This window comes from Vibrio sp. ER1A, assembly GCF_000733315.1.
In the GTDB taxonomy this organism is placed as follows: domain Bacteria; phylum Pseudomonadota; class Gammaproteobacteria; order Enterobacterales; family Vibrionaceae; genus Vibrio; species Vibrio mediterranei.
Map to the genome: position 1 here is coordinate 36,252 of NZ_JPJA01000086.1, position 19,103 is coordinate 55,354.

At 44.0% G+C, this 19,103-nt stretch carries 19 protein-coding genes; 12 read left to right on the forward strand and 7 right to left on the reverse strand.

All coding sequences use genetic code 11. The features are described 5' to 3' along the window. Positions 1–272: 272 nt before the first annotated feature. Together HW45_RS07950 and HW45_RS07955 are read right to left on the reverse strand one after the other, a co-directional pair. On the reverse strand, positions 273–1,403 hold the full coding sequence (locus tag HW45_RS07950) for an HlyD family secretion protein (RefSeq protein ID WP_038226123.1): 1,131 nt from the start codon (positions 1,401–1,403) through the stop codon (positions 273–275). A 3-nt stretch (positions 1,404–1,406) separates the two neighbouring features. Continuing rightward, positions 1,407–1,781, reverse strand: a complete 375-nt coding sequence (locus tag HW45_RS07955; RefSeq protein WP_038226125.1) for a DUF3302 domain-containing protein — start codon at positions 1,779–1,781, stop codon at positions 1,407–1,409. Between the two features lie 112 nt (positions 1,782–1,893). On the opposite strand from HW45_RS07955, the gene HW45_RS07960 reads away from it, so the two are divergent. Beyond that, on the forward strand, positions 1,894–2,784 hold the full coding sequence (locus HW45_RS07960) for a DMT family transporter (RefSeq protein ID WP_038226127.1): 891 nt from the start codon (positions 1,894–1,896) through the stop codon (positions 2,782–2,784). Positions 2,785–2,825: 41 nt separating this feature from the next. On the opposite strand, the gene HW45_RS07965 is transcribed toward HW45_RS07960, so the two are convergent. Both HW45_RS07965 and deoD read right to left on the reverse strand, forming a co-directional pair. Next, complete coding sequence (locus tag HW45_RS07965) at positions 2,826–4,298, reverse strand: lactate dehydrogenase (RefSeq protein ID WP_038227675.1); 1,473 nt, start codon at positions 4,296–4,298, stop codon at positions 2,826–2,828. A 76-nt stretch (positions 4,299–4,374) separates the two neighbouring features. Beyond that, the gene (gene deoD, locus HW45_RS07970) at positions 4,375–5,085 is read right to left on the reverse strand and encodes a purine-nucleoside phosphorylase (protein WP_006069323.1); all 711 of its coding nucleotides are present in this window, start codon (positions 5,083–5,085) and stop codon (positions 4,375–4,377) included. Between the two features lie 325 nt (positions 5,086–5,410). Between deoD and HW45_RS07975 the strand changes: the two genes are divergently transcribed. The 4 genes from HW45_RS07975 to HW45_RS07990 are packed head-to-tail and all read left to right on the forward strand — an operon-like array spanning position 5,411 to position 9,468. After that, entirely contained in the window at positions 5,411–6,361 is a 951-nt protein-coding gene (locus HW45_RS07975) for a YbgA family protein (protein WP_038226128.1), read from the forward strand. Then, positions 6,351–7,157 (forward strand): MerR family transcriptional regulator, encoded by an 807-nt coding sequence (locus tag HW45_RS07980; RefSeq protein ID WP_038226129.1) that lies wholly within the window; start codon positions 6,351–6,353, stop codon positions 7,155–7,157. Before HW45_RS07975 ends, HW45_RS07980 begins: the two co-directional genes overlap by 11 nt. After that, positions 7,154–8,557, forward strand: a complete 1,404-nt coding sequence (gene phrB / locus HW45_RS07985; protein ID WP_038226131.1) for a deoxyribodipyrimidine photo-lyase — start codon at positions 7,154–7,156, stop codon at positions 8,555–8,557. The genes HW45_RS07980 and phrB overlap by 4 nt, the downstream gene beginning before the upstream one ends. Next, positions 8,557–9,468, forward strand: a complete 912-nt coding sequence (locus HW45_RS07990; RefSeq protein WP_038226132.1) for a L,D-transpeptidase family protein — start codon at positions 8,557–8,559, stop codon at positions 9,466–9,468. The genes phrB and HW45_RS07990 overlap by 1 nt, the downstream gene beginning before the upstream one ends. Positions 9,469–9,534: 66 nt before the next feature. Here the strand turns inward: HW45_RS07990 and HW45_RS07995 are convergent, their stop codons facing one another. Further along, positions 9,535–9,783, reverse strand: coding sequence for an Lpp/OprI family alanine-zipper lipoprotein (locus HW45_RS07995; protein WP_006069318.1), 249 nt, complete (start codon positions 9,781–9,783; stop codon positions 9,535–9,537). A gap of 368 nt (positions 9,784–10,151) precedes the next feature. On the opposite strand from HW45_RS07995, the gene HW45_RS08000 reads away from it, so the two are divergent. From HW45_RS08000 to pstB, 5 genes are all read left to right on the forward strand, one after another. After that, a complete protein-coding gene (locus HW45_RS08000; protein ID WP_050798564.1) occupies positions 10,152–11,525 on the forward strand; it encodes a DEAD/DEAH box helicase in 1,374 nt (457 codons plus the stop codon). 298 nt (positions 11,526–11,823) lie between these two features. Further along, complete coding sequence (locus tag HW45_RS08005) at positions 11,824–12,645, forward strand: phosphate ABC transporter substrate-binding protein (protein ID WP_006069316.1); 822 nt, start codon at positions 11,824–11,826, stop codon at positions 12,643–12,645. Positions 12,646–12,742: 97 nt separating this feature from the next. Continuing rightward, a complete protein-coding gene (gene pstC / locus HW45_RS08010; protein WP_006069315.1) occupies positions 12,743–13,681 on the forward strand; it encodes a phosphate ABC transporter permease subunit PstC in 939 nt (312 codons plus the stop codon). A 5-nt stretch (positions 13,682–13,686) separates the two neighbouring features. Next, complete coding sequence (pstA, locus tag HW45_RS08015; RefSeq protein ID WP_006069314.1) at positions 13,687–14,550, forward strand: phosphate ABC transporter permease PstA; 864 nt, start codon at positions 13,687–13,689, stop codon at positions 14,548–14,550. 99 nt (positions 14,551–14,649) lie between these two features. After that, positions 14,650–15,399 (forward strand): phosphate ABC transporter ATP-binding protein PstB, encoded by a 750-nt coding sequence (pstB, locus tag HW45_RS08020; protein WP_006069313.1) that lies wholly within the window; start codon positions 14,650–14,652, stop codon positions 15,397–15,399. A 306-nt stretch (positions 15,400–15,705) separates the two neighbouring features. On the opposite strand, the gene aroQ is transcribed toward pstB, so the two are convergent. Both aroQ and HW45_RS08030 read right to left on the reverse strand, forming a co-directional pair. Next, the gene (gene aroQ / locus HW45_RS08025) at positions 15,706–16,149 is read right to left on the reverse strand and encodes a type II 3-dehydroquinate dehydratase (protein ID WP_038226133.1); all 444 of its coding nucleotides are present in this window, start codon (positions 16,147–16,149) and stop codon (positions 15,706–15,708) included. Positions 16,150–16,163: 14 nt separating this feature from the next. Beyond that, positions 16,164–17,003 carry a shikimate dehydrogenase family protein gene (locus tag HW45_RS08030; RefSeq protein WP_038226134.1) on the reverse strand — a complete coding sequence of 280 codons (840 nt, stop codon included), beginning with the start codon at positions 17,001–17,003 and terminating at the stop codon, positions 16,164–16,166. 349 nt (positions 17,004–17,352) lie between these two features. Here HW45_RS08030 and HW45_RS08035 point away from each other — a divergent pair, with 349 nt between their 5' ends. Both HW45_RS08035 and HW45_RS08040 read left to right on the forward strand, forming a co-directional pair. Beyond that, positions 17,353–18,030 (forward strand): 4-carboxy-4-hydroxy-2-oxoadipate aldolase/oxaloacetate decarboxylase, encoded by a 678-nt coding sequence (locus tag HW45_RS08035; RefSeq protein ID WP_038226136.1) that lies wholly within the window; start codon positions 17,353–17,355, stop codon positions 18,028–18,030. Then, the gene (locus tag HW45_RS08040; RefSeq protein WP_038226139.1) at positions 18,023–19,096 is read left to right on the forward strand and encodes a 4-oxalomesaconate tautomerase; all 1,074 of its coding nucleotides are present in this window, start codon (positions 18,023–18,025) and stop codon (positions 19,094–19,096) included. Before HW45_RS08035 ends, HW45_RS08040 begins: the two co-directional genes overlap by 8 nt. Positions 19,097–19,103: the final 7 nt, after the last annotated feature.

A 19,103-nucleotide genomic window follows, 5' to 3' on the forward strand; every position in this document is an offset into this window, starting at 1 on the left:
TTAATATTCCCACACAGGTAATGAGCAAAATATATCGTTTTTTTAAATTCATAAGCATTTATTAATAAATGTGTCATTTCGTGATTATTTATAACGCTACTCCTTTAGTAGTATGTTTGGTTTTGATTTGAATCATAGATAAGCGCACTAATCTTGTGGGTTTTTATAACTGTGCTAAAGCTCACTTTTCTCTGTCGGAATTAGAGTACAAAAAAAGGACACCATATGGTGTCCTTGAGAATATGTACCTAGTTTCTAATACAAATATCTATTTAGTGATCAAGATACAGATAATTCTGCCAGCTTTTCATTCGTATCAAAACCTTACGCATAATAGAAACATGAGTGAAACTATCTGAATAAATAGCAATTTCTGCGTTAGAACCTGTCGGCAGGACATATTGACTCATGTCATCTTCGATCACCAATTTCACCATAGCACGTCCCATAGTGTTAAAGCTCTGGGTTGTTCTTAGTGTTCCACTCGCACTAATCTGACCTTCCGCAATAGTGGGTAAAACTTCCACGACTTTTCCTTTGAACACTTTTCCAGGCAGTGCTCTAAATAAGAACTCTGCTTCAAACCCGGGTTGGAGTCGCTGTAACGAGTTCTGACGAAATGCACCAACGTAGAAATTCTCTTCGGTATGGACAAACGTCATCAAGGGAACAAGTGGAAGTGGTACTGCCATCATACCGGGGCGAAGCGCTAGTTGAGTCACATAGCCGTCGGTTGGTGCACGAACCACAGTTTCTTTAAGGTTGAATTCAGCTTGTATCAATTGGGCTTTAAGCTGAGCAACCGTAGTGTTTTCACCGTAAATTTGCGACTCAAACGCTAAACGTGCACTTTCTTCCTTCGCCTGAGAGGCTTCCAAAGCGGCTTGATTTGCTTTGAAGGTTTGCAGACGAGTATCGACTTGTTGCGCCGTAAAAGCACCTTTCTTAAAGCCTTTTTGGTAACGAGCATACTCTCGTTCAGCTTTATCGCGCTCGGCTAGAGCTTTGATTGTGTCAGATTGGGCCGCTTTGTATGCACTTTCTAGTTGAAGTACATCTTGTTCCGCGTCTGCAAGCGCGGCTTTTGCACGAATCACTTCCGCTTCAAATGGAATTGGATCAATACGGAACAACACATCGCCTTTCTCAAGCTGTTGGTTCGCTTCGACATCGACTTCAATTACTTTACCACGCACGCTAGAAACAATGGGAGTAGTACTGTAAAACTGTCCACCGATTTGACTAAATGGATGGTTATAGTTCATCAAAAGAATCAGAGTACCGATTAGTACCACGCCACCGAGCACTGCAGTAGGCACTGTCCATTTGTTCAAAGGAATCTTAAAGATCTTAAAAATGGCAATACATAGCGCTGCATAAGTGAGTATCAGTAATAAATCCATGGATTACTTCTCCTCTGCTTGTTGTTGAACGGCAGCGTTAGATTGCTTGCCTTTAAGATAAGTGACTTCTTGCTCAAGTTCGGAAACTTGATCGATAAGGCGTTCGAGTCGGTGATGAAGATCGTGTTGCTCTTCCTCTAATTTATGAAAACCCCAACCGCGCTCACTACGCCATAAGGTTGCCCAAATCCAAAGAAATGGCCATATTGTGTGAAGCGTAAATAAGCTTACCCAACCAGCAACATGTATGGCATCCTGATGAGGATGGTCACGCTCTTTTGCTATTTCATAAGGAATGTCGTGAATAACGATAATTCCATAAAAAATAACCAGAGCAACGAAGACAAGAAGGCCTAGAGCAAAATAATCAAGAAACATAATGCATCCTTGCTAACAAGTAATGAAGAGAACAATGTGTTCATTCGGTAAGTTAAGTATCTGTTATATTTATGTATTAAACAACACTGTGCGGTAATTAAAAGGATAGAAAGTGGGATTTATTGGAGAAGCAGCTGCGGTAGGCGCTGCGATGGTTTGGGCGATTGCAACGTGGATATACAGCCAGTTTTCACATCACTTTACTGCGTTACAACTTAATATCATTAAAGGATCAATCGCGTCGTTGATGATGTTGATTGTTCTGCCATTTACTCCAATGCCAGAGGTTGCGATAGAACCTAAGTATTTATGGGTTTTAGGTATCTCTGGTGTTATTGGTATAGCCATTGGTGACAGTGCCTACTTTGCGGCGTTAAAAAGAATCGGTGCTAATAAAACTCTGTTGCTGGAATCTTTGGCACCGCCTTTGTCAGGAGTTCTCGCGCTTATATTTCTTGGTGCAGCACTGCAATTGCAAAGCTGGTTAGGCGTTATCATTACTACCATTGCGGTGACAGCAGTTGTATTCCAACCGAATGAAAGTGACGGTTCGGCTCTCAATCTTCACGGTGTTGGGTATGGGCTCGTCGCCAGCGTTTGTCAGGCTTCTGGGGTGGTGATTTCCCACTTTGCTTTGGTGCAAGGGGATCTCCCTCCGTTGCTAGGTGCACTCATTCGGTTAGTTATTGGTGTCATGGCGGTTGCCGCCATCATTCCATTTGTCGAGAAAAAGCCATTTTCGACGATTCTTACTCAAAGCCGAGATATGTCGAAAAAGAATTGGACCTGGTTGCTTGCCGCGATATTTGTAGGAACATTCTTAGCATTGTGGCTACAGCAGGTAGCCTTAAAGCACGCCAACCCTGCGATTGCCCAAACACTGATTGCAACCAGCCCGTTGTTTATCCTAATCATTTACGCGATTCGTGGGGAGCGCGTGACTAAACGAAGTGTACTTGGGACATTATGTGCATTGGGAGGAATTTCCCTGTTTTTCTTGTAATCAAATGCAGGAAGAAACAGAAAATAATATCGAAATGCCTACTAACTAAGTAGGCATTTTAGTGTCATAGGCGACTCGGTAACCCCTAAACGTTGCGCCGCAGTTTGGCCACATTTGTCTTGGTAACAAAGGTTATGCCACGCTCTGAAGATATCCAATAGCGGATGAATTCCGGCAGGTCTTAGCTTTCTTCTTGGTTCGTTGATAAAGCTTTCGAACAGCAATTGGAATCGGTCTTGATAAAAATCGATCTGTTTGGTCGAAGCCGATTTCAACCAATAAGGAACATTTGGATTACTCCCGGCTAAATAACATATTCCTTTACTCGCACCGGAAGGTTGTTGAGTCACTGCCCAGCGGTCGCGCCACCATCCCATCAGTACAACGTCGATTATCTCTGATGGTTCAGAATCAGCCCAATTTTCATCTTGCTCAACATACATAAGATCGACAGTGCCAGCTTGAATACGAGGCAAGCAAACCGTAAGAGCGGCAGAGCGCAATACCGGATCTTGCGGCATATAAATCGAAACCCGTTTGCTATCGGTTAACGACTGTAAAATATGCAAATAATGCGCATAAGAGGTATAGGGTGCGCGTATCAGCGCTCCGACGGCTGGATAATTAAACGCTGCAAAATTACCGAGAGGATCTTCGACATTGCTACGCGCCAGAATGTTCTGATACTTGACATCGATACGACTTTTTAAGTTATCGGTAGGTATATTTACTTCGCTATTGTTTTCTGCACTGTAGTCGGATGGGACAATCTGGCAATCCACTTGAAAGGCATTGTGATCGGTAAAGCTTGTTGGCGTGGCATCAACAGAATAATTGGTATGCTGACACAATACGTAACCCGAGTTAGCGTCACAGGTTGCGAACCAGAACACGCCATTGTTACTAAGTGGCTGAAGCGTCCGATAGTTGGATGTTAGTTGGTATTCATCAGCGTGATTAATCCATCTCGCATCAATATCAGCAAGCTTGCGTCGGCAACGACTGGCGATTTGATCAATATGATCATAGAAAGTCTTCGGGTTGATTTCGAGCTTTCGACAGATTTCTCTTACCGAGTAGCCAGTGAACAATAAACCTAAGAGTGTCTCTTGAAAGGAGAGCTTTTTGTTGGTTCCAGACCAACGATCGACGAAAGTACCCTGACAGGATTTACAGCGGTACCGCTGACGATCACCGCTAAAGCCAAAAGCGTGGTAACGCTCTTTATGAGTATGAACGGACAGGCCATAATTTTCACATTGAGCGTCCTTACAAGAGGGAAGGCCGTCATGGTGATGTTGGCTTAAGCGGTCAAGTTCGTTAAGAACTTCTTGGTTATTAAGTAGGGGGGGAAACGCGCCACACTCTCGGCATACCATCGCTGGCCGTTTAGGATTACTGTGCTGCAGGATATAGAGGTTTGCATCACTTCGTCCAAAATTGTCACACGCCAATGTTTTACAAAAATTGAGCTGTAATCCATTTGCGGCTAACGGCAGTCTGCCTTCTGACACGTTCACCCCCTATGGTTCGGTCGATTCCTTGGCAAAGAAAAGCCAGCTCATTCAGGCATTGAGCTGGCTTTGTTCTTTAAATGTTGATTGCAGTCTCTAGCGCTACAACCATCATGTCATTAAATGATTTTTGACGGTCTTCTGAGCTTAGTTTCTCACCACGGATAATGTGGTCTGACACCGTTAGTACGGTCAGTGCCTTAGCACCTAGGTCAGCAGCTACACCGTAAATACCTGCCGCTTCCATATCTACACCAAGAATGCCCAGATGTTTCATTTTATCGAAAATGTCTGCTTCTGGAGTGTAGAAAAGATCCGCAGAAAAAATGTTACCCACTTTTACTGGTACTTCTTGCAAGCGCGCTTGTTTTACCGCTTCTTCAAGTAGGCCGTAGTCTGCAATAGCAGCAAAGTCATGATCGTTAAAACGGATACGGTTCACTTTTGAATCCGTTGATGCACCCATACCGATGACAACGTCCATAAGGTTAACGTCGTCGCGTACAGCACCACAGCTACCAACGCGGATAACATTTTTTACGCCGTAATCTTTGATTAGCTCGTGAACGTAGATGCAGCATGATGGGATACCCATACCGTGGCCCATAACAGACACTTTTTTGCCTTTGTAAGTACCTGTGAAGCCAAACATGTTGCGAACGTCACACACTTTTACAACGTCTTCAAGGAAAGTTTCCGCGATATATTGCGCGCGAAGTGGGTCACCTGGCATTAGTACAGTTTCCGCGAAATCACCTGGATTAGCATTAATGTGTGGGGTAGCCATTGTATCACTCCTAAAGTTTTAACTAATTCTGTTGAACGTGTTGTTCGTCGTTGATAGGGAGTTTATACCGATATATTGGTGTTCTATGAGATTTTAATCACATTTCTGTCGGTAATTATATAAAAGGCAACTAATGATAACTAAATCTGTTGAAAGTGGTTAGGCAATCGATTTTTTCTGCAAAAATCACTCGATGAGAAAATTTTTCGTGGAGAAGTGAACCAAATTGCGGTTCGATACATACAATTGTACAAGATAAAATTTTGTATCACTTATTGGCCAATAACATGCAATGCCAATAGATGAACGTAGCGAGGGATTTAACATGGAAGACGCAATTGTAGTGGGCATCAGTTCCTGTTTATTAGGTGAGAAAGTCCGTTTTGATTCAGGCCACAAGCAAAGTAGTTACGTTAATAAAGAGTTAGCGGACTACTTTGAATTTGTGTCTGTTTGCCCAGAGGTAGGCATGGGACTCCCTGTGCCCAGACCAACTATACGTTTGATGACGAATGAAGAACGTATCGCGTTGGTGGATACAAAAGACAGTACACGTGACCATACTGAAGGCATGATGCACTTCTCCCGAGAGAAGGTTGCCGAACTTAAAGACACGGAAATGTGTGGCTATATTGTCTGTGCTAAATCTCCAAGTTGCGGGATGGAGCGAGTTAAAGTCTACAGCAAAGGGCACGCATCTACAGATGGAGTGGGGTTGTATACCAAGCACCTCATGGATCAGATGCCGTGGCTACCTGTAGAAGAAGATGGACGATTGAATGACCCGGTTCTGAAAGAGAACTTCATTTCGCGTATCTACAGTTTGAAAGACTTCTATCGCTCAATGGAAGGTAAGCCGACACCTGGGAAGATTGTCGCCTTTCATTCTCGCTATAAATTGACATTAATGGCTCATGATCCAAGTGCTTACAAATCGCTTGGCCGCCTTGTTGCTAACCAAAGTAACTACGCTCCAGATGACTTTTATACCGAGTATCGTAATGGCTTGATGGATGCATTAAAAAATCGAGCAAGCAGAAAGAATGTCACTAACGTCTTAATGCATATCCAGGGGTATTTTAAGCGGGCATTAAACAAAGATGAAAAAGCAGAACTAGCCAAAGTTATCGATGACTACCGTGTTGGCTTGTTACCTATTTTAGCGCCGCTAACCTTGTTAAAGCATTATTTGAGTGCTTACCCAGATGATTACTTGGCGAGCCAAATTTTCCTTCAACCACACCCAGAAGAGATGCGTTTAAGATATGGATTGTAATGAAAAACGGTACGCCATTAGAGAAATAGCAGATTTGACCGGTATTAAACCTGTGACATTACGAGCATGGCAGCGTCGTTACAATTTGGTTCAACCGCTTCGCACTGAAAAGGGTCACAGGCTATATACTGCGGATGATCTCGAAAAGATAAAAACGATTCAGAGTTGGCTCAACAAGGGCGTCTCTATCGGTAAGGTAAAGTCTTTATTGGAATCTGAAGTGGTTTCTAGTGCTGTCGAAGACGCTAATCAATTGGAAGAAGTGTCAGAGACGTTGAATAGTTTAGCGGATTTAGATGGTGGAAAAACCGATAGGTTGATAGCAATGGTACTCAAGGAGTACCCACTGACTATTGTGGAATCTAAGTTCGTTATTCCTATATTGGGAGCTATCCAGTTTTTGAAGCTTGGACCTCGCTCTTTACAGCTTGCGTTGTTCAAAACGATGTTTATTAAGCATCTGACTTTGATGGTCAATTCTGAGAGTAAACGTGGCCACCGGTTGGATAAATTAATGGTGAATTTGGATGAAGCGGGAAACATCTACGCGTGGCTTTACTACGCTCAGTTGATAGAACAGGGTGAGAGCGTGGTTTTTTTAGATGGGGTAGAGGAGATGAGTACGCTGTTCACCGATGTGACTCCGTATCAAACTATCTATTTATTTGCACAAAAGTCATTGCCAGAGAAACAGCTTGATACCATTGTTGAGGCGCAGCAAATGGACGGTAATAATATTCGAGTTTCCCCCCTCATTGCTCATTTGATGGACGTACGCAAAGGGGCTGTTTCATGAGGTTAGTCCTATTCAATCGAGATCTACGCGTCACAGATAACACGGCGTTAATCGAAGCAATAGATGGCGAATCCCCTGTCATAGCTGCATTTGTTGCTACCCCAGAACAGTGGAAAAGTCATTCGCTTTCGCCCATTCAAGCTGATTTAATTTGGCGACGCCTCACTGTTTTGGACAGTGAGCTAAAACAACTCAATGTGCCTCTTATCTACCATGAAGCTCAAGATTATGCTGCTGCGAATACATGGGTGGCTGACATTTGTGACCAATTTTCTGTTCAAGAGGTATTTTTGAACTGCGATTATGAGACCAATGAAGCCATACGAGTCAAGAGACTGTCTGAGATCGCTGGTACAAAATGGAGTATTAGGACGTTTGATGACAAGTGTATTTTAAAACCCGGGTCAGTACTCAATCAAAAGGGAGAGTACTTTAAGGTATTTACGCCTTTTAAAAAGGCGTGGTTAAAAATCGTTGGTGAAGTGATCGTGCGTAAACCACTGGTATCAGCATCAGTGACTGTGCCTGCAAACCTCTTGTTCGACTCCAGTTCCTCATTTTCGTATCCAACGAGAAATAGCTCAGAATGGCCTGTAGATAGCCACGAGATCATCCAGCGGCTGCGAGACTTCTCTGCTGATAAAGCGAGCTTCTACCAAGCCGAGCGGGACTTCCCAGCTTTAGACAGTACAAGTATGTTAAGCCCTTATCTTGCCATTGGAGCAATATCGGCTCGTCAATGTGTCGCTAGGCTTAAGTATGATGCGGCCAATTGTTCGTTATCAACTGGTGCAGAGACTTGGTTGAGTGAGCTAATCTGGCGGGAATTTTACCAACACCTTATCTATTTCGAACCCAAGCTTTGTAAACATCGCGGATACTTATCGTGGGAGAAAAACCTGAAGTGGACCGGAAAGCTTGACCATTTTAAGCAATGGTGTGAGGGAAAAACAGGTTATCCAATCGTCGACGCTGCTATGCGGCAGCTTAATACCAAGGGGTGGATGCACAATCGATTGAGAATGGTAGTAGCCAGTTTCTTAACTAAAGATTTGCATTTGGATTGGAGGTTGGGGGAGCAGTACTTTATGACACAACTCATTGATGGTGACTTTGCTTCCAACAATGGTGGATGGCAATGGTGCGCATCTACGGGTTGTGATGGGCAACCCTATTTTCGTATTTTTAACCCAATAAGTCAGGGAGAAAAATTCGATGCCAATGGCGAGTTTATAAGAACGTGGATTCCTGAGCTTAACTCGGTCCCTAACAAATTTATCCACAAGCCCTGGCTTTGGAATGAGTTCGAGAATGTCGAATATCCGAAACCGATAGTTGATCATAAGATACAAAGAGATATAACCTTAGCTTTGTATAAAGATGCAAAGGACCAACATTGATGTTACGCAAAACCCTTTTAGCCGCCTGTTTGGGCTTTTCACACTGGTTGAGTGCCGCCACCTACAACCTTCCGACTGACGGGAGTAATATGGTGGGAACGTTGCAGTATCACAGTGTGGTGGCTGGGGAAACCATGTCTGATATTGCTAAGCAGTATGATGTTGGCTTTCTGTCTTTAATGGCAGCAAACAAGGGTGTGGATCCTTTCTTACCCAAAGAAGGCTACGTGCTGACTATTCCCAGTCAGGCTATTTTGCCGCATGTCGATTATAAAGGCATCGTGATCAATTTGGCTGAGCTGAGGTTGTACTATTTTGAACCTGACAAAAGCCTGGTTCACATCTTTCCAGTAGGTATTGGCCGAATTGGTCAAGATACACCGGAAATGACAACGAAAATCAGCCAATTGAGAGAGGCGCCAACTTGGACGCCGCCTACTTCAATTCGTAAAGAGTATTTAGCTAAAGGTGTTGAGCTGCCAAAAGTTGTTCCCGCTGGCCCGGAAAACCCGCTCGGAGACTATGCGATGCGACTTGCGTACGGGACGGGCTCTTACTTGATCCATGGAACTAACAAAGACTTTGGTATTGGTCTGAGGGTAAGTGCTGGTTGTATCCGAATGGATCCGAAAGACATTGATTGGTTATTCCACCAAGCGAAAATAGGTATGCAAGTAAGAATCATTGATGAGCCTATCAAGATCGCATTAGAGCCAGACAGAAGTGTGTTTATTGAGGCACATGAACCTTTGACCCGCAGTGACGGAACTAAAAAGGAAATGGACATCCCTCAAGAGCTGACTTGGTGGCTTGACGAGTACGGTATTAATGACCGAATTGCTCGCGCGGCGGTGTTAGCACAAAATGGTGTGCCGATTGAAGTTGTACCGGCTATGGATGACTTAGAATAACAGGTCGATTTACAGATATAAAAAAACACCCGCATCAAGCGGGTGTTTTTCTTAGTATTCTTTTGCTTACTTAGTGTAAGACTGAGCGATGTTGTCGATACGCTCGTTTGCACGCTCAGCTTCTTCTTGAGCAGCCATTGCATTTTTGTTACCCATTTGAACTTCGTTCTTCAGTGCTTGCACGTCAGAGCTTAGTTGGCTTACTTGGTTGCTTAGGTCATCCATTTTTGCTGTTGTTGCTTCGTCTGGACCAGATGCACAACCAGCTAGTAGTAGAACTGATGACGCTGCTGCTGCAATTAAAACTTTCTTCATTATAAGCTCCTTCAGGATTTAGTATTTAAAACAGCCCTGCTACTTAATTCATCGCATTGAGGCTATTTTTGAGTTTAGTGCCTAATTTTAAGAACGCAAATTATTTAAAAGTCAGAAAAACCAAAAAATTACGCGATTTTGCGGTTAAACTTCCTCTTTCTTAATTATGAGAATAATTTGGCATAGGATAATGTGATCTCTGTCAAAATTATAACGCGAGAACACGATAAGTCACTGTATCGTCAGATTTTATCTAAGGAAAGCAGAATTTGGGCCATATTAAGTGGGACATCTCCTACAATGAAGCAAGGGAACGCAAATTTCTGGGTGACTGACATTGCTGGTTACCATGACAATTATCAGGTATTATGCGCGCTCATTTTTATCTGCACGACCTTTTAGGAGTACACGCATTGCAATTTAAAGAACTTGGCCTTGATAACCGACTACTGAAGAACTTAAGTCATTATGACTTTAAGAAAGCGACTGATATTCAAAAGCAAGCTATTCCAGTAGCTATTGCTGGAAAGGATCTGTTGGCATCTTCGAAGACTGGTTCTGGCAAGACTTTGGCATTTGTATTGCCGATGCTCCATAAAGCACTCAAGAGCAAAGCATTCTCAGCAAGAGATCCTCGTGCTGTTATTCTTGCACCAACACGTGAATTGGCGAAGCAAGTTTATGGCGAACTAAAATCGATGCTTGGTGGCTTATCTTACGATGCCACGCTGATCTTAGGTGGTGAGAACTTTAACGATCAAGTAAAAGCGCTGCGTCGTTACCCAAAATTTATCGTCGCGACACCAGGACGTTTAGCTGACCACCTTGAGCACCGCTCTCTATTCCTTGATGGCTTAGATACTCTCATTCTTGATGAAGCGGATCGCATGCTAGATCTTGGTTTTGCACCAGAGCTGCGTCGTATTCATAACGCGGCTAAACACCGTCGTCGCCAAACGTTAATGTTCTCAGCAACACTTGACCATGCCGAAGTAAATGATATTGCAGCTGAGATGTTAGATGCACCAAAACGAATTGCGATTGGCGTATCGAATGAAGAGCATAAAGACATTACTCAGAAATTCTATCTATGTGATCATCTTGATCATAAAGAAGCAATTCTAGAGCGTATTCTTGAGCAAGCAGAGTATAAGCAAGTCATCATCTTTACTGCGACACGTGTCGATACAGAACGTCTTACTAAATGGCTCAATGAGAAGAAGCTTAAAGCAGTCGCATTAAGTGGGAATCTCAATCAGACTCAACGTAATGCGATTATGAGTCAGTTCGAGCGTCATGTCTTTAAGATCCTAGTGACTACTGATGTGGCGTCGCGTGGCATTGATATTGCGAGCGTAACGCACGTAATTAACTTTGATATGCCAAAACACACGGAAGAATACGTACACCGTGTAGGTCGTACAGGTCGTGCGGGTAATAAGGGCGATGCGGTATCTCTCGTGGGCCCTAAAGATTGGGATAGCTTTAAACGTGTTGAAGCCTTCTTACAACAAGACCTGACTTTCTCTGAGCTAGAAGGGCTTAAAGGTAAGTTCAAAGGCTTTAGACCTAAGAAGCCTGCGTTTAACAAAAAAGCGACTGCTACTAAGGGTAAACCTCAACAGAAGAAAGCGACGACTAAGAAGCCGGCGCAACGCGACAAAACGTTCTACAAAAATGTTGCGGTGGGTGATTCGGTCTTTATTCCTAAGAAAAAGCCGAAGCCAGCCGAAGACGCTTAATCAATCATTTCTACTAAAGAGCCTTATCAAGGCTCTTTTTTTATCCCATTCAAACTGAAAACCTCAGTTATATGACAGTCATATAATCGAAATAATTTTGTCGTCATATTTGGTTTTACAGTCAAATCTATCACTAACTTACTGATTCTTTAGTGATCTTATCCCAATTGCTCCTCTCAACGTTTTTGTCATTTGTCATACACCTTTCAACTAAGTGAAACACAACTGTCATATTCGGGCACTAATCTTGTCAGCGTTCAAATGAAACTCGGCAATCAAGCCAATAAAGGAAATTGTGATGAAAAAGACAGTTATCGGTGCAATCGCTCTACTAGGCGCACTAGCAGTGACTCCAGCTTCAGCTAAAGAAACTATCTCTGCGGTAGGTTCTAGCAGCGTAACTCCACTGATGGAAGTTTTCTCTGAAACATACATGAAAGCAAACTCAAATGTTTTCATTGAAGTACAAGGACCAGGTTCTTCTGCGGGCGTACGTGCAGCTAAAGATGGCTCAGCAGACATGGGTATGTCTTCTCGTGCACTAAAAGAAGATGAAAAACAAGCAACGTTAGTAGAAGAAGTTGTTGCTCGCGATGGTATCGCAGTTGTTGTTAACCCAGCGAACGACCTAAAAGGTCTAACGTCTGAGCAAGTAACAGCAATCTACAAAGGCGAAATTAGCAACTGGAAAGAAGTTGGTGGTGCAGACAAACCTATCGTAGCTATCACTCGTGATACAGCTTCTGGCACACGTGGCGCATTTGAAGACATCATGAGCCTGAAGCAAAAAATCAACGGCATGAAAGTAACGGCTATCTCTCAGCGCGCTCAAGTTGCTAACGGTAACGGTGCACTAAAGACTATGGTAGCAAGCAACCCATACGCAATTGGCTACATCTCTCTAGGTACAGTTGATACTTCTGTACACGCTCTAGAAATCGATGGCACGCCAGCGACTGTAGACAATGTTAAGAACGACTCATACAAAGTAGCTCGTCCTTTCCTAGTGCTTTACCAACAAGGTAAGCCATCTGCTGAAGCTCAGAAGTTCCTTGACTGGATGCTAACTGACGAAGCTCAAGCAATCGTAGAGAAGAAAGGTTACATCTCAGTAAACTAATCTCTACCAGTAAATATTGAATACCTTGCTCAGCCCACCGTTTAGGGCTGAGCCTTTTATATGTCTAACTCGAACTTTCGACGAGTAGAAATTAATTATGACCATCGCAACAAATAGTGAGAAGCTTATGAGTAATGAAGCGACTCAGTCCGTAACTCGTGGCAGCGGCCTCAAGGCTCAAAAACGAGTGGATTGGAAAGAACGAATTTTCCATGGACTTTTCCTTACCAGTGCAATCATCGGTATCGTATCGCTAGCGGTTATTGCTTACTTTATCTTCAAAGAAAGTCTTCCTGCTTTCCAAGCAGTGGGCGTTTCTGGCATTGTTTTAGGCCAAAACTGGCTTCCACCAGCACTTTACGGTGTTGCTACTATGATTGTAGCGTCGGTGGTTTCTACTCTCGGTGCGGTTGTCGTCGGTGTTCCAGTAGGTGTACTAACGGCTATCTTTATCGCAGAAATTGCCCCGAAGCGTTTGGCGGACATTATCCGCCCTGCGGTTGAACTATTGGCAGGCATTCCTTCGGTTGTTTACGGTTTCTTCGGTCTAGTCATCATTGTGCCTTTGATTCAGCAAATCTTTAATGTTCCTGCGGGTAACACGATTCTTGCGGGTATCATTGTGTTGGGTGTGATGATTCTTCCAACGGTTATTACCGTATCTGAAACTTCGATTCGTGCAGTGCCTCGCACCTATAAAGAAGGTTCACTAGCACTTGGTGCTTCAAAGATTTATACCATTTTCAAACTACTCGTACCGGCTGCTCGCTCGGGCATTATGACGGGTGTGATTCTAGGTATCGGTCGCGCACTTGGTGAGACCATGGCAATCATCATGGTCATGGGTAATGCGCCTGCGATGCCGGGAAGTATCCTCGACTCAGCGCGTACTCTAACCGCAAACATTGCGATCGAAATGTCTTACGCAAGTGGTGTTCACGCTAATGCATTGTATGCGACTGGCGTAGTGTTATTGGTGTTTATCATGATGCTAAACGCTGCACTACTTTACTTGAACCGTGAGAAAGCGAAGTAATCATTATGGATACAGTTAAACTAAAAAAAGCGCGCCAAAATAAAGACGCGGTTCTGAATGCATTTGTATGGGCCGCTGCTGCACTTACTGTGGGTTTCTTGTTCTGGATTATTTGGTACATCCTTTCAAATGGTCTTCAACACGTAAGCTGGAGTTTTATTACCGATAACTATACGCGTACTGGCGATGAGCACGGTATTTTCCCGATGATTGTGTCAACCATTTACATGGTTATCGCCTCGATTGCAGTAGCTGCACCGCTAGGCATCATGACCGCAATCTACTTAACGGAGTATGCCAAAGTTGGCAGTAAGTTAGTGAAGGTCATTCGATTCTGTACTGAATCGTTGGCTGGCATTCCGTCGATTATTTTCGGTCTGTTTGGTATGACGTTCTTCGTGGTTATTCTTGGTTTTGGCTTCTCGATTCTTTCCGGTGCATTAACACTGAGTATCTTGATCCTGCCAGTTATTATTCGTACTACAGAAGAAGCATTGATGGCCGTACCACAAACTTATCGTGAAGGTTCGTACGCTCTTGGTTCTTCAAAAATCTACACTATCTGGCGCCTTATTTTGCCAAGCGCAATGCCAGGTATCTTAACTTCGGTCATTCTTAGTATTGGTCGTGTAATTGGTGAATCTGCTCCAGTGTTCCTGACGGCTGGTATGGTGGCACGTATTCCTGATTCATTGATGGATTCAGGTCGTACACTAACGGTTCACCTTTATAAACTCACAACGGAACTGTTCACAATAGAAGAGTGGAATCAAGCTTATGGCACAGCAACGGTATTGATTGTAGTTGTACTACTTATCAATATGCTGACTAAGCTTATCGCTAGCCGCTTCAATACAGCAACGTACTAACAGAGATTATTGACGTCGAGTGGCACAGCCAGAACATAAAGAGCCTCGCCACTCCCAACATGACGACATTGCACGATAAAGAATTTAGAGATTAAGACTATGAACAAATTTAATATTGAAAACCTAGACCTTTTCTACGGTGAAAACCAAGCACTGAAATCGATCAACCTACCGATTCCAACTCGCCAAGTGACGGCGTTGATTGGTCCTTCTGGCTGCGGCAAGTCAACGTTACTACGTTGTCTAAACCGTATGAACGATCTGATAGAAGGTGTGAAAATCACCGGCTCGCTTGAAATGGATGGTACCGACATCTATGGCAATATCGATGTGGCTGACCTTCGCATTAAAGTCGGTATGGTTTTCCAGAAACCAAACCCATTCCCAATGAGTATTTACGAGAATGTGGCGTATGGTCTGCGTGCTCAAGGCATCAAAGATAAGAAGCACATTGATATGGTGGTAGAGCGCTCTTTGCGTGGTGCCGCACTTTGGGATGAGGTGAAAGACCGTCTTAAGTCGCATGCATTTGGTTTATCTGGTGGTCAGCAGCAACGTCTGTGTATTGCACGTACTATTGCAATGGAACCAGATGTCATTCTGATGGACGAACCAACGTCGGCACTTGACCCTATCGCGACACATAAAATTGAAGAGTTGATGGAAGAGCTTAAGAAAGACTACACCATCGTTATCGTGACTCACTCAATGCAGCAAGCGCGTCGTATCTCAGACCGCACGGCATTTTTCCTAATGGGAGAACTGGTTGAGCATAATGAAACACCGATTATTTTCTCAAACCCAGCGGATGACCGCACTCAAGGTTATGTAAATGGTGACTTCGGTTAATCGCATTTGAACACAATTTCCAGTTATCGCGCGATTCCATTGAATCAAACAATTAGCGAGTGACCCGAATTTATTGGCATATCACTATAACTATAAGCGATGGTACTGTTGCCCCTCTTGTGAGAGGGGCTTTTTTTTAACTAACAACATCAGGTAGAACAAAAAAGCTCTACAAAACATAGGGGCGTGCGATTTTCCTACCAAATCTAATTAGTTAAGAGATGATAAGACCATACTCACGCGGAATGTGAGCAGAGGCTTAAGCGATGCAACAAAGTCAGGTTTATATCACCGTACAAATGGTGATTATTTATCAAGTAAAAAGTCTATTGCTAATTTATAACCTTTAGTTCCCATACCAATAATTGTGCCTGCTGCGACGGGAGATATGTACGAGTGATGTCTGAAAGTTTCCCGAGCATGTACGTTAGAAATGTGGACTTCAATTACAGGAACATCGACGCCTTTGATTGCATCGTGTAGAGCGATTGAAGTATGAGTGTACGCGCCGGGGTTGAATACGACGCCATCACAATGCCCTTGCTTGAACTCAGCGCCAGCTTTATGAATGGCATCAATCAAGTGGCCTTCAGTGTTGCTCTGTAAACTCTCTGTCTCATAGCCATACTCTGAAGCCACTTTACGGCAGTTTTCCTCAACATCAGCAAGTGTTTCGTAGCCATATTGCTGCGGCTCACGGGAGCCAAGTAAGTTTAAGTTGGGTCCGTTAAGTATCAGTAGTTTTTTCATGGGGTGGTTCGTCCTTAATCTAGTTTCGAAAGCTGCAAGTGTTTAATGGAATCGAGTTGTTCTTTTGTGGGGGTTTCACCAGTAAAAAGCATGAAGGCATCGTTGGCTTGGTGGAAAAAGAGCTCGAAGCCACTTAATACGTCAATAGAGGTGCGCGATGCGGCGATTGTAAATTCTGTATTGTGAGGTGTGTATACGGCATCAAACACCCAAGACTGTCCTTCAAGCCACGACGAGTCGATAGGGCACCCAGGCGTAGAATAATGCCCAACAGGTGTGCAGTTTAGGACCCCGTCGGCGCGTCTTATATAATGTTCAAGATTTGAATCATCTAAGCGAATGGTATCGATGCTCTCGTTAGAGAGCGCCTGTTCAAGCTCAGCGACTTTGCTTGGTTCTTTATCGTAGAGTGCAATTTGAGTTGCCCCTAAATCGACAAGTGAAAAACAGATAGCTTTGCCGACACCACCACACCCGAGTAAAACCACATTACCTGGCTTTTTAGAACGAAATTGCTTAAATGCGGTGATAAACCCACTGTAATCGGTGTTAAAGGCGACAATTTTGTCGTTTCTCTTAACTAGGGTGTTGGCTGCACTTACCCTTTGTGCACATGGGGCAATGTGATCGGCTGCGATGAGCACTTGTTCTTTGTATGGGTATGTGACATTGGCAGAATCAACATTGCCCTTAAACAGATCGAGAGTATGTTGTTGTAGTTCATGAGCGCAGTTTGTTGTGAGTTCGTCTAGCTCATAGTTCAAAGCAATATTAAGCGAGCGTGCTAGCTGATTGTGAAAAGCAGGGGATTGAGAGCGTTGGATGTTCTGTCCAATAAGTCGGCATTGAATCATAGTTCATTCCTTGTTGTGTTTTCATCACGCTATCAAATGTTGTCCGTTTGCGATAATTGCTTTTTATTAACACCTATTCATTTTTTGTAGAACCCCTTGCGGCAAGGCTTTAATCCTGTGCGTTGCCCGCAGCAAATGTCACTTCTATCTCAAAATCTTATACCTTGAAAAATAATTGAAATATCGCATCACCAACCTGGTCGCTATAGTGGCTTTAGTCATTCAGCCGAGCCATTTAAGGATGCTTTTGGCCTCATTTCACTCGGTCTGTCAGCCTTTGAGCATTAATGCTTGAAGAGCAAGAACAAACCGTACGTTCAAATATTTACAAGGATAATAAGGTAAAAACATGCAGAACAATCTTGTAGTCCAACATATTCAAAGACCAGATAAAAATGTGGTTGAGAGCTTACGTAAATGTGGCGTCGCCACGATTCATGAAGCGCAGGGCCGCAAGGGGTTACTTGCTCATTACATGCGCCCAATTTTTCAAGGCGATGCCGTAGCAGGTTCTGCGTTGACCATATCGGGTGCAGCAGGTGATAACTGGATGATGCATGTGGCGATAGAGCAAGCGCAAGAGGGTGACTTCTTGATCTTTGCGCCAACCTCCCCGTCGAATCACGGCTACTTTGGTGATCTTCTCGCTACATCTGCGCAAGCTCGTGGCGTGGTGGGCTTAGTGATTGAAGGCGGTGTACGTGATACTCGTGATTTACGAGAAATGAACTTCCCAGTTTGGTCTAAAGCGGTGTTTAGCGAGGGTACCATCAAAGAAACACTTGGTTCCGTAAATGTTCCGCTGACGTGTGCTGGTGAACTTGTTTATCCTGGCGATATTGTGGTGGCTGATGATGATGGCGTAGTGGTCGTTCGACGCGAAGAAGCTGAAGAAGTACTGCATGAATCATTGGCTCGTATGGAGCGTGAAGAAAACAAACGAGTTCGTTTGGCCAATGGTGAGCTCGGTCTCGATATTTACCAAATGCGCGAACGCCTGGCTGAGAAAGGGCTGAAATATGTCTAGTCCAGTGCTGAGTGCACCTTGTATGTGGATGCGTTCGGGTACGTCAAAGGGTGCTTACTTTCTCCATCAAGATTTACCCAGCAATGACAAGCAACGAGATGTTTTTTTGCTATCAATCATGGGGTCGCCAGATGTAAGGCAGATTGATGGCATTGGAGGCGCGGATCCTCTGACTTCAAAAGTGGCGGTCGTAGAGCCTTCAACACGTGAAGGCGTCGATATTGATTACCTATTTTTGCAAGTCTTTGTGGATCAAAAGCTGATCAGTGAGAAGCAAAATTGCGGCAACATCTTGGCAGGTGTCGCGCCTTTTGCCATTGAACGAGGATTGGTGGAAGCGCAAGAGGGGGAAACCTCTGTTCGGATCTTTATGAAGAACACGATGCAAATTGCGACGGTGACGGTTAAAACTCCGAATAAGCGAGTCAGCTATGTTGGTGATTGTGCCATAGACGGCGTACCTAATACGTCAGCACCTATTGCGGTTTGTTTTGAGGATACTGCTGGCTCGAGTTGTGGCGCGCTACTTCCAAGTGGTAATCACGTGGATGTGATAGAAGGGGTTGAAGTTACCCTGATTGATAATGGCATGCCAGTGGTAGTGCTAAACGCGAAAGACTTTGGTCTGACTGGAGATGAATCACGTGAAGCACTCGATGATAATGTGGAGTTAAAACAGCGATTGGAGTCGATTCGCCTAAAAGCGGGGCCGTTGATGAATTTAGGAGATGTGCGAGCGTTATCAGTGCCGAAGATGGCGCTGGTTAGTGCTCCACAGTATGGCGGAGCGGTATCCACTCGCACGTTCATACCCCATCGCTGTCATGCTTCGATTGGCGTTTTAGGTGCCGTCAGTGTCGCAACGGCATGCATGTTGCCAGAAACCCCAGCAAGTCGAATTGCCAAAGTCACTACAGAAGATCCAATTAAGATGGATGTTGAACACCCAATAGGAAAGATGAGTGTGGTGTTGGACGTTGAAAACAATCAGGTAAAGTCCGCGGCCATTCTTCGAACAGCGCGTAAGTTGTTTGATGGAACCGTCTTTGGACAGCAGACCTACTGAATATAAC

Coding starts and splice junctions, on each gene's coding strand:
- HW45_RS07950 (WP_038226123.1), bottom strand. CDS start 1,403: ATGGATTTATTACTGATACTCACTTATGCAGCGCTATGTATTGCCATT.
- HW45_RS07955 (WP_038226125.1), bottom strand. CDS start 1,781: ATGTTTCTTGATTATTTTGCTCTAGGCCTTCTTGTCTTCGTTGCTCTG.
- deoD (WP_006069323.1), bottom strand. CDS start 5,085: ATGGCTACCCCACACATTAATGCTAATCCAGGTGATTTCGCGGAAACT.
- HW45_RS07975 (WP_038226128.1), top strand. CDS start 5,411: ATGGAAGACGCAATTGTAGTGGGCATCAGTTCCTGTTTATTAGGTGAG.
- HW45_RS07980 (WP_038226129.1), top strand. CDS start 6,351: ATGGATTGTAATGAAAAACGGTACGCCATTAGAGAAATAGCAGATTTG.
- phrB (WP_038226131.1), top strand. CDS start 7,154: ATGAGGTTAGTCCTATTCAATCGAGATCTACGCGTCACAGATAACACG.
- HW45_RS07990 (WP_038226132.1), top strand. CDS start 8,557: ATGTTACGCAAAACCCTTTTAGCCGCCTGTTTGGGCTTTTCACACTGG.
- HW45_RS07995 (WP_006069318.1), bottom strand. CDS start 9,783: ATGAAGAAAGTTTTAATTGCAGCAGCAGCGTCATCAGTTCTACTACTA.
- HW45_RS08000 (WP_050798564.1), top strand. CDS start 10,152: ATGCGCGCTCATTTTTATCTGCACGACCTTTTAGGAGTACACGCATTG.
- HW45_RS08005 (WP_006069316.1), top strand. CDS start 11,824: ATGAAAAAGACAGTTATCGGTGCAATCGCTCTACTAGGCGCACTAGCA.
- pstC (WP_006069315.1), top strand. CDS start 12,743: ATGACCATCGCAACAAATAGTGAGAAGCTTATGAGTAATGAAGCGACT.
- pstA (WP_006069314.1), top strand. CDS start 13,687: ATGGATACAGTTAAACTAAAAAAAGCGCGCCAAAATAAAGACGCGGTT.
- pstB (WP_006069313.1), top strand. CDS start 14,650: ATGAACAAATTTAATATTGAAAACCTAGACCTTTTCTACGGTGAAAAC.
- aroQ (WP_038226133.1), bottom strand. CDS start 16,149: ATGAAAAAACTACTGATACTTAACGGACCCAACTTAAACTTACTTGGC.
- HW45_RS08030 (WP_038226134.1), bottom strand. CDS start 17,003: ATGATTCAATGCCGACTTATTGGACAGAACATCCAACGCTCTCAATCC.
- HW45_RS08035 (WP_038226136.1), top strand. CDS start 17,353: ATGCAGAACAATCTTGTAGTCCAACATATTCAAAGACCAGATAAAAAT.
- HW45_RS08040 (WP_038226139.1), top strand. CDS start 18,023: ATGTCTAGTCCAGTGCTGAGTGCACCTTGTATGTGGATGCGTTCGGGT.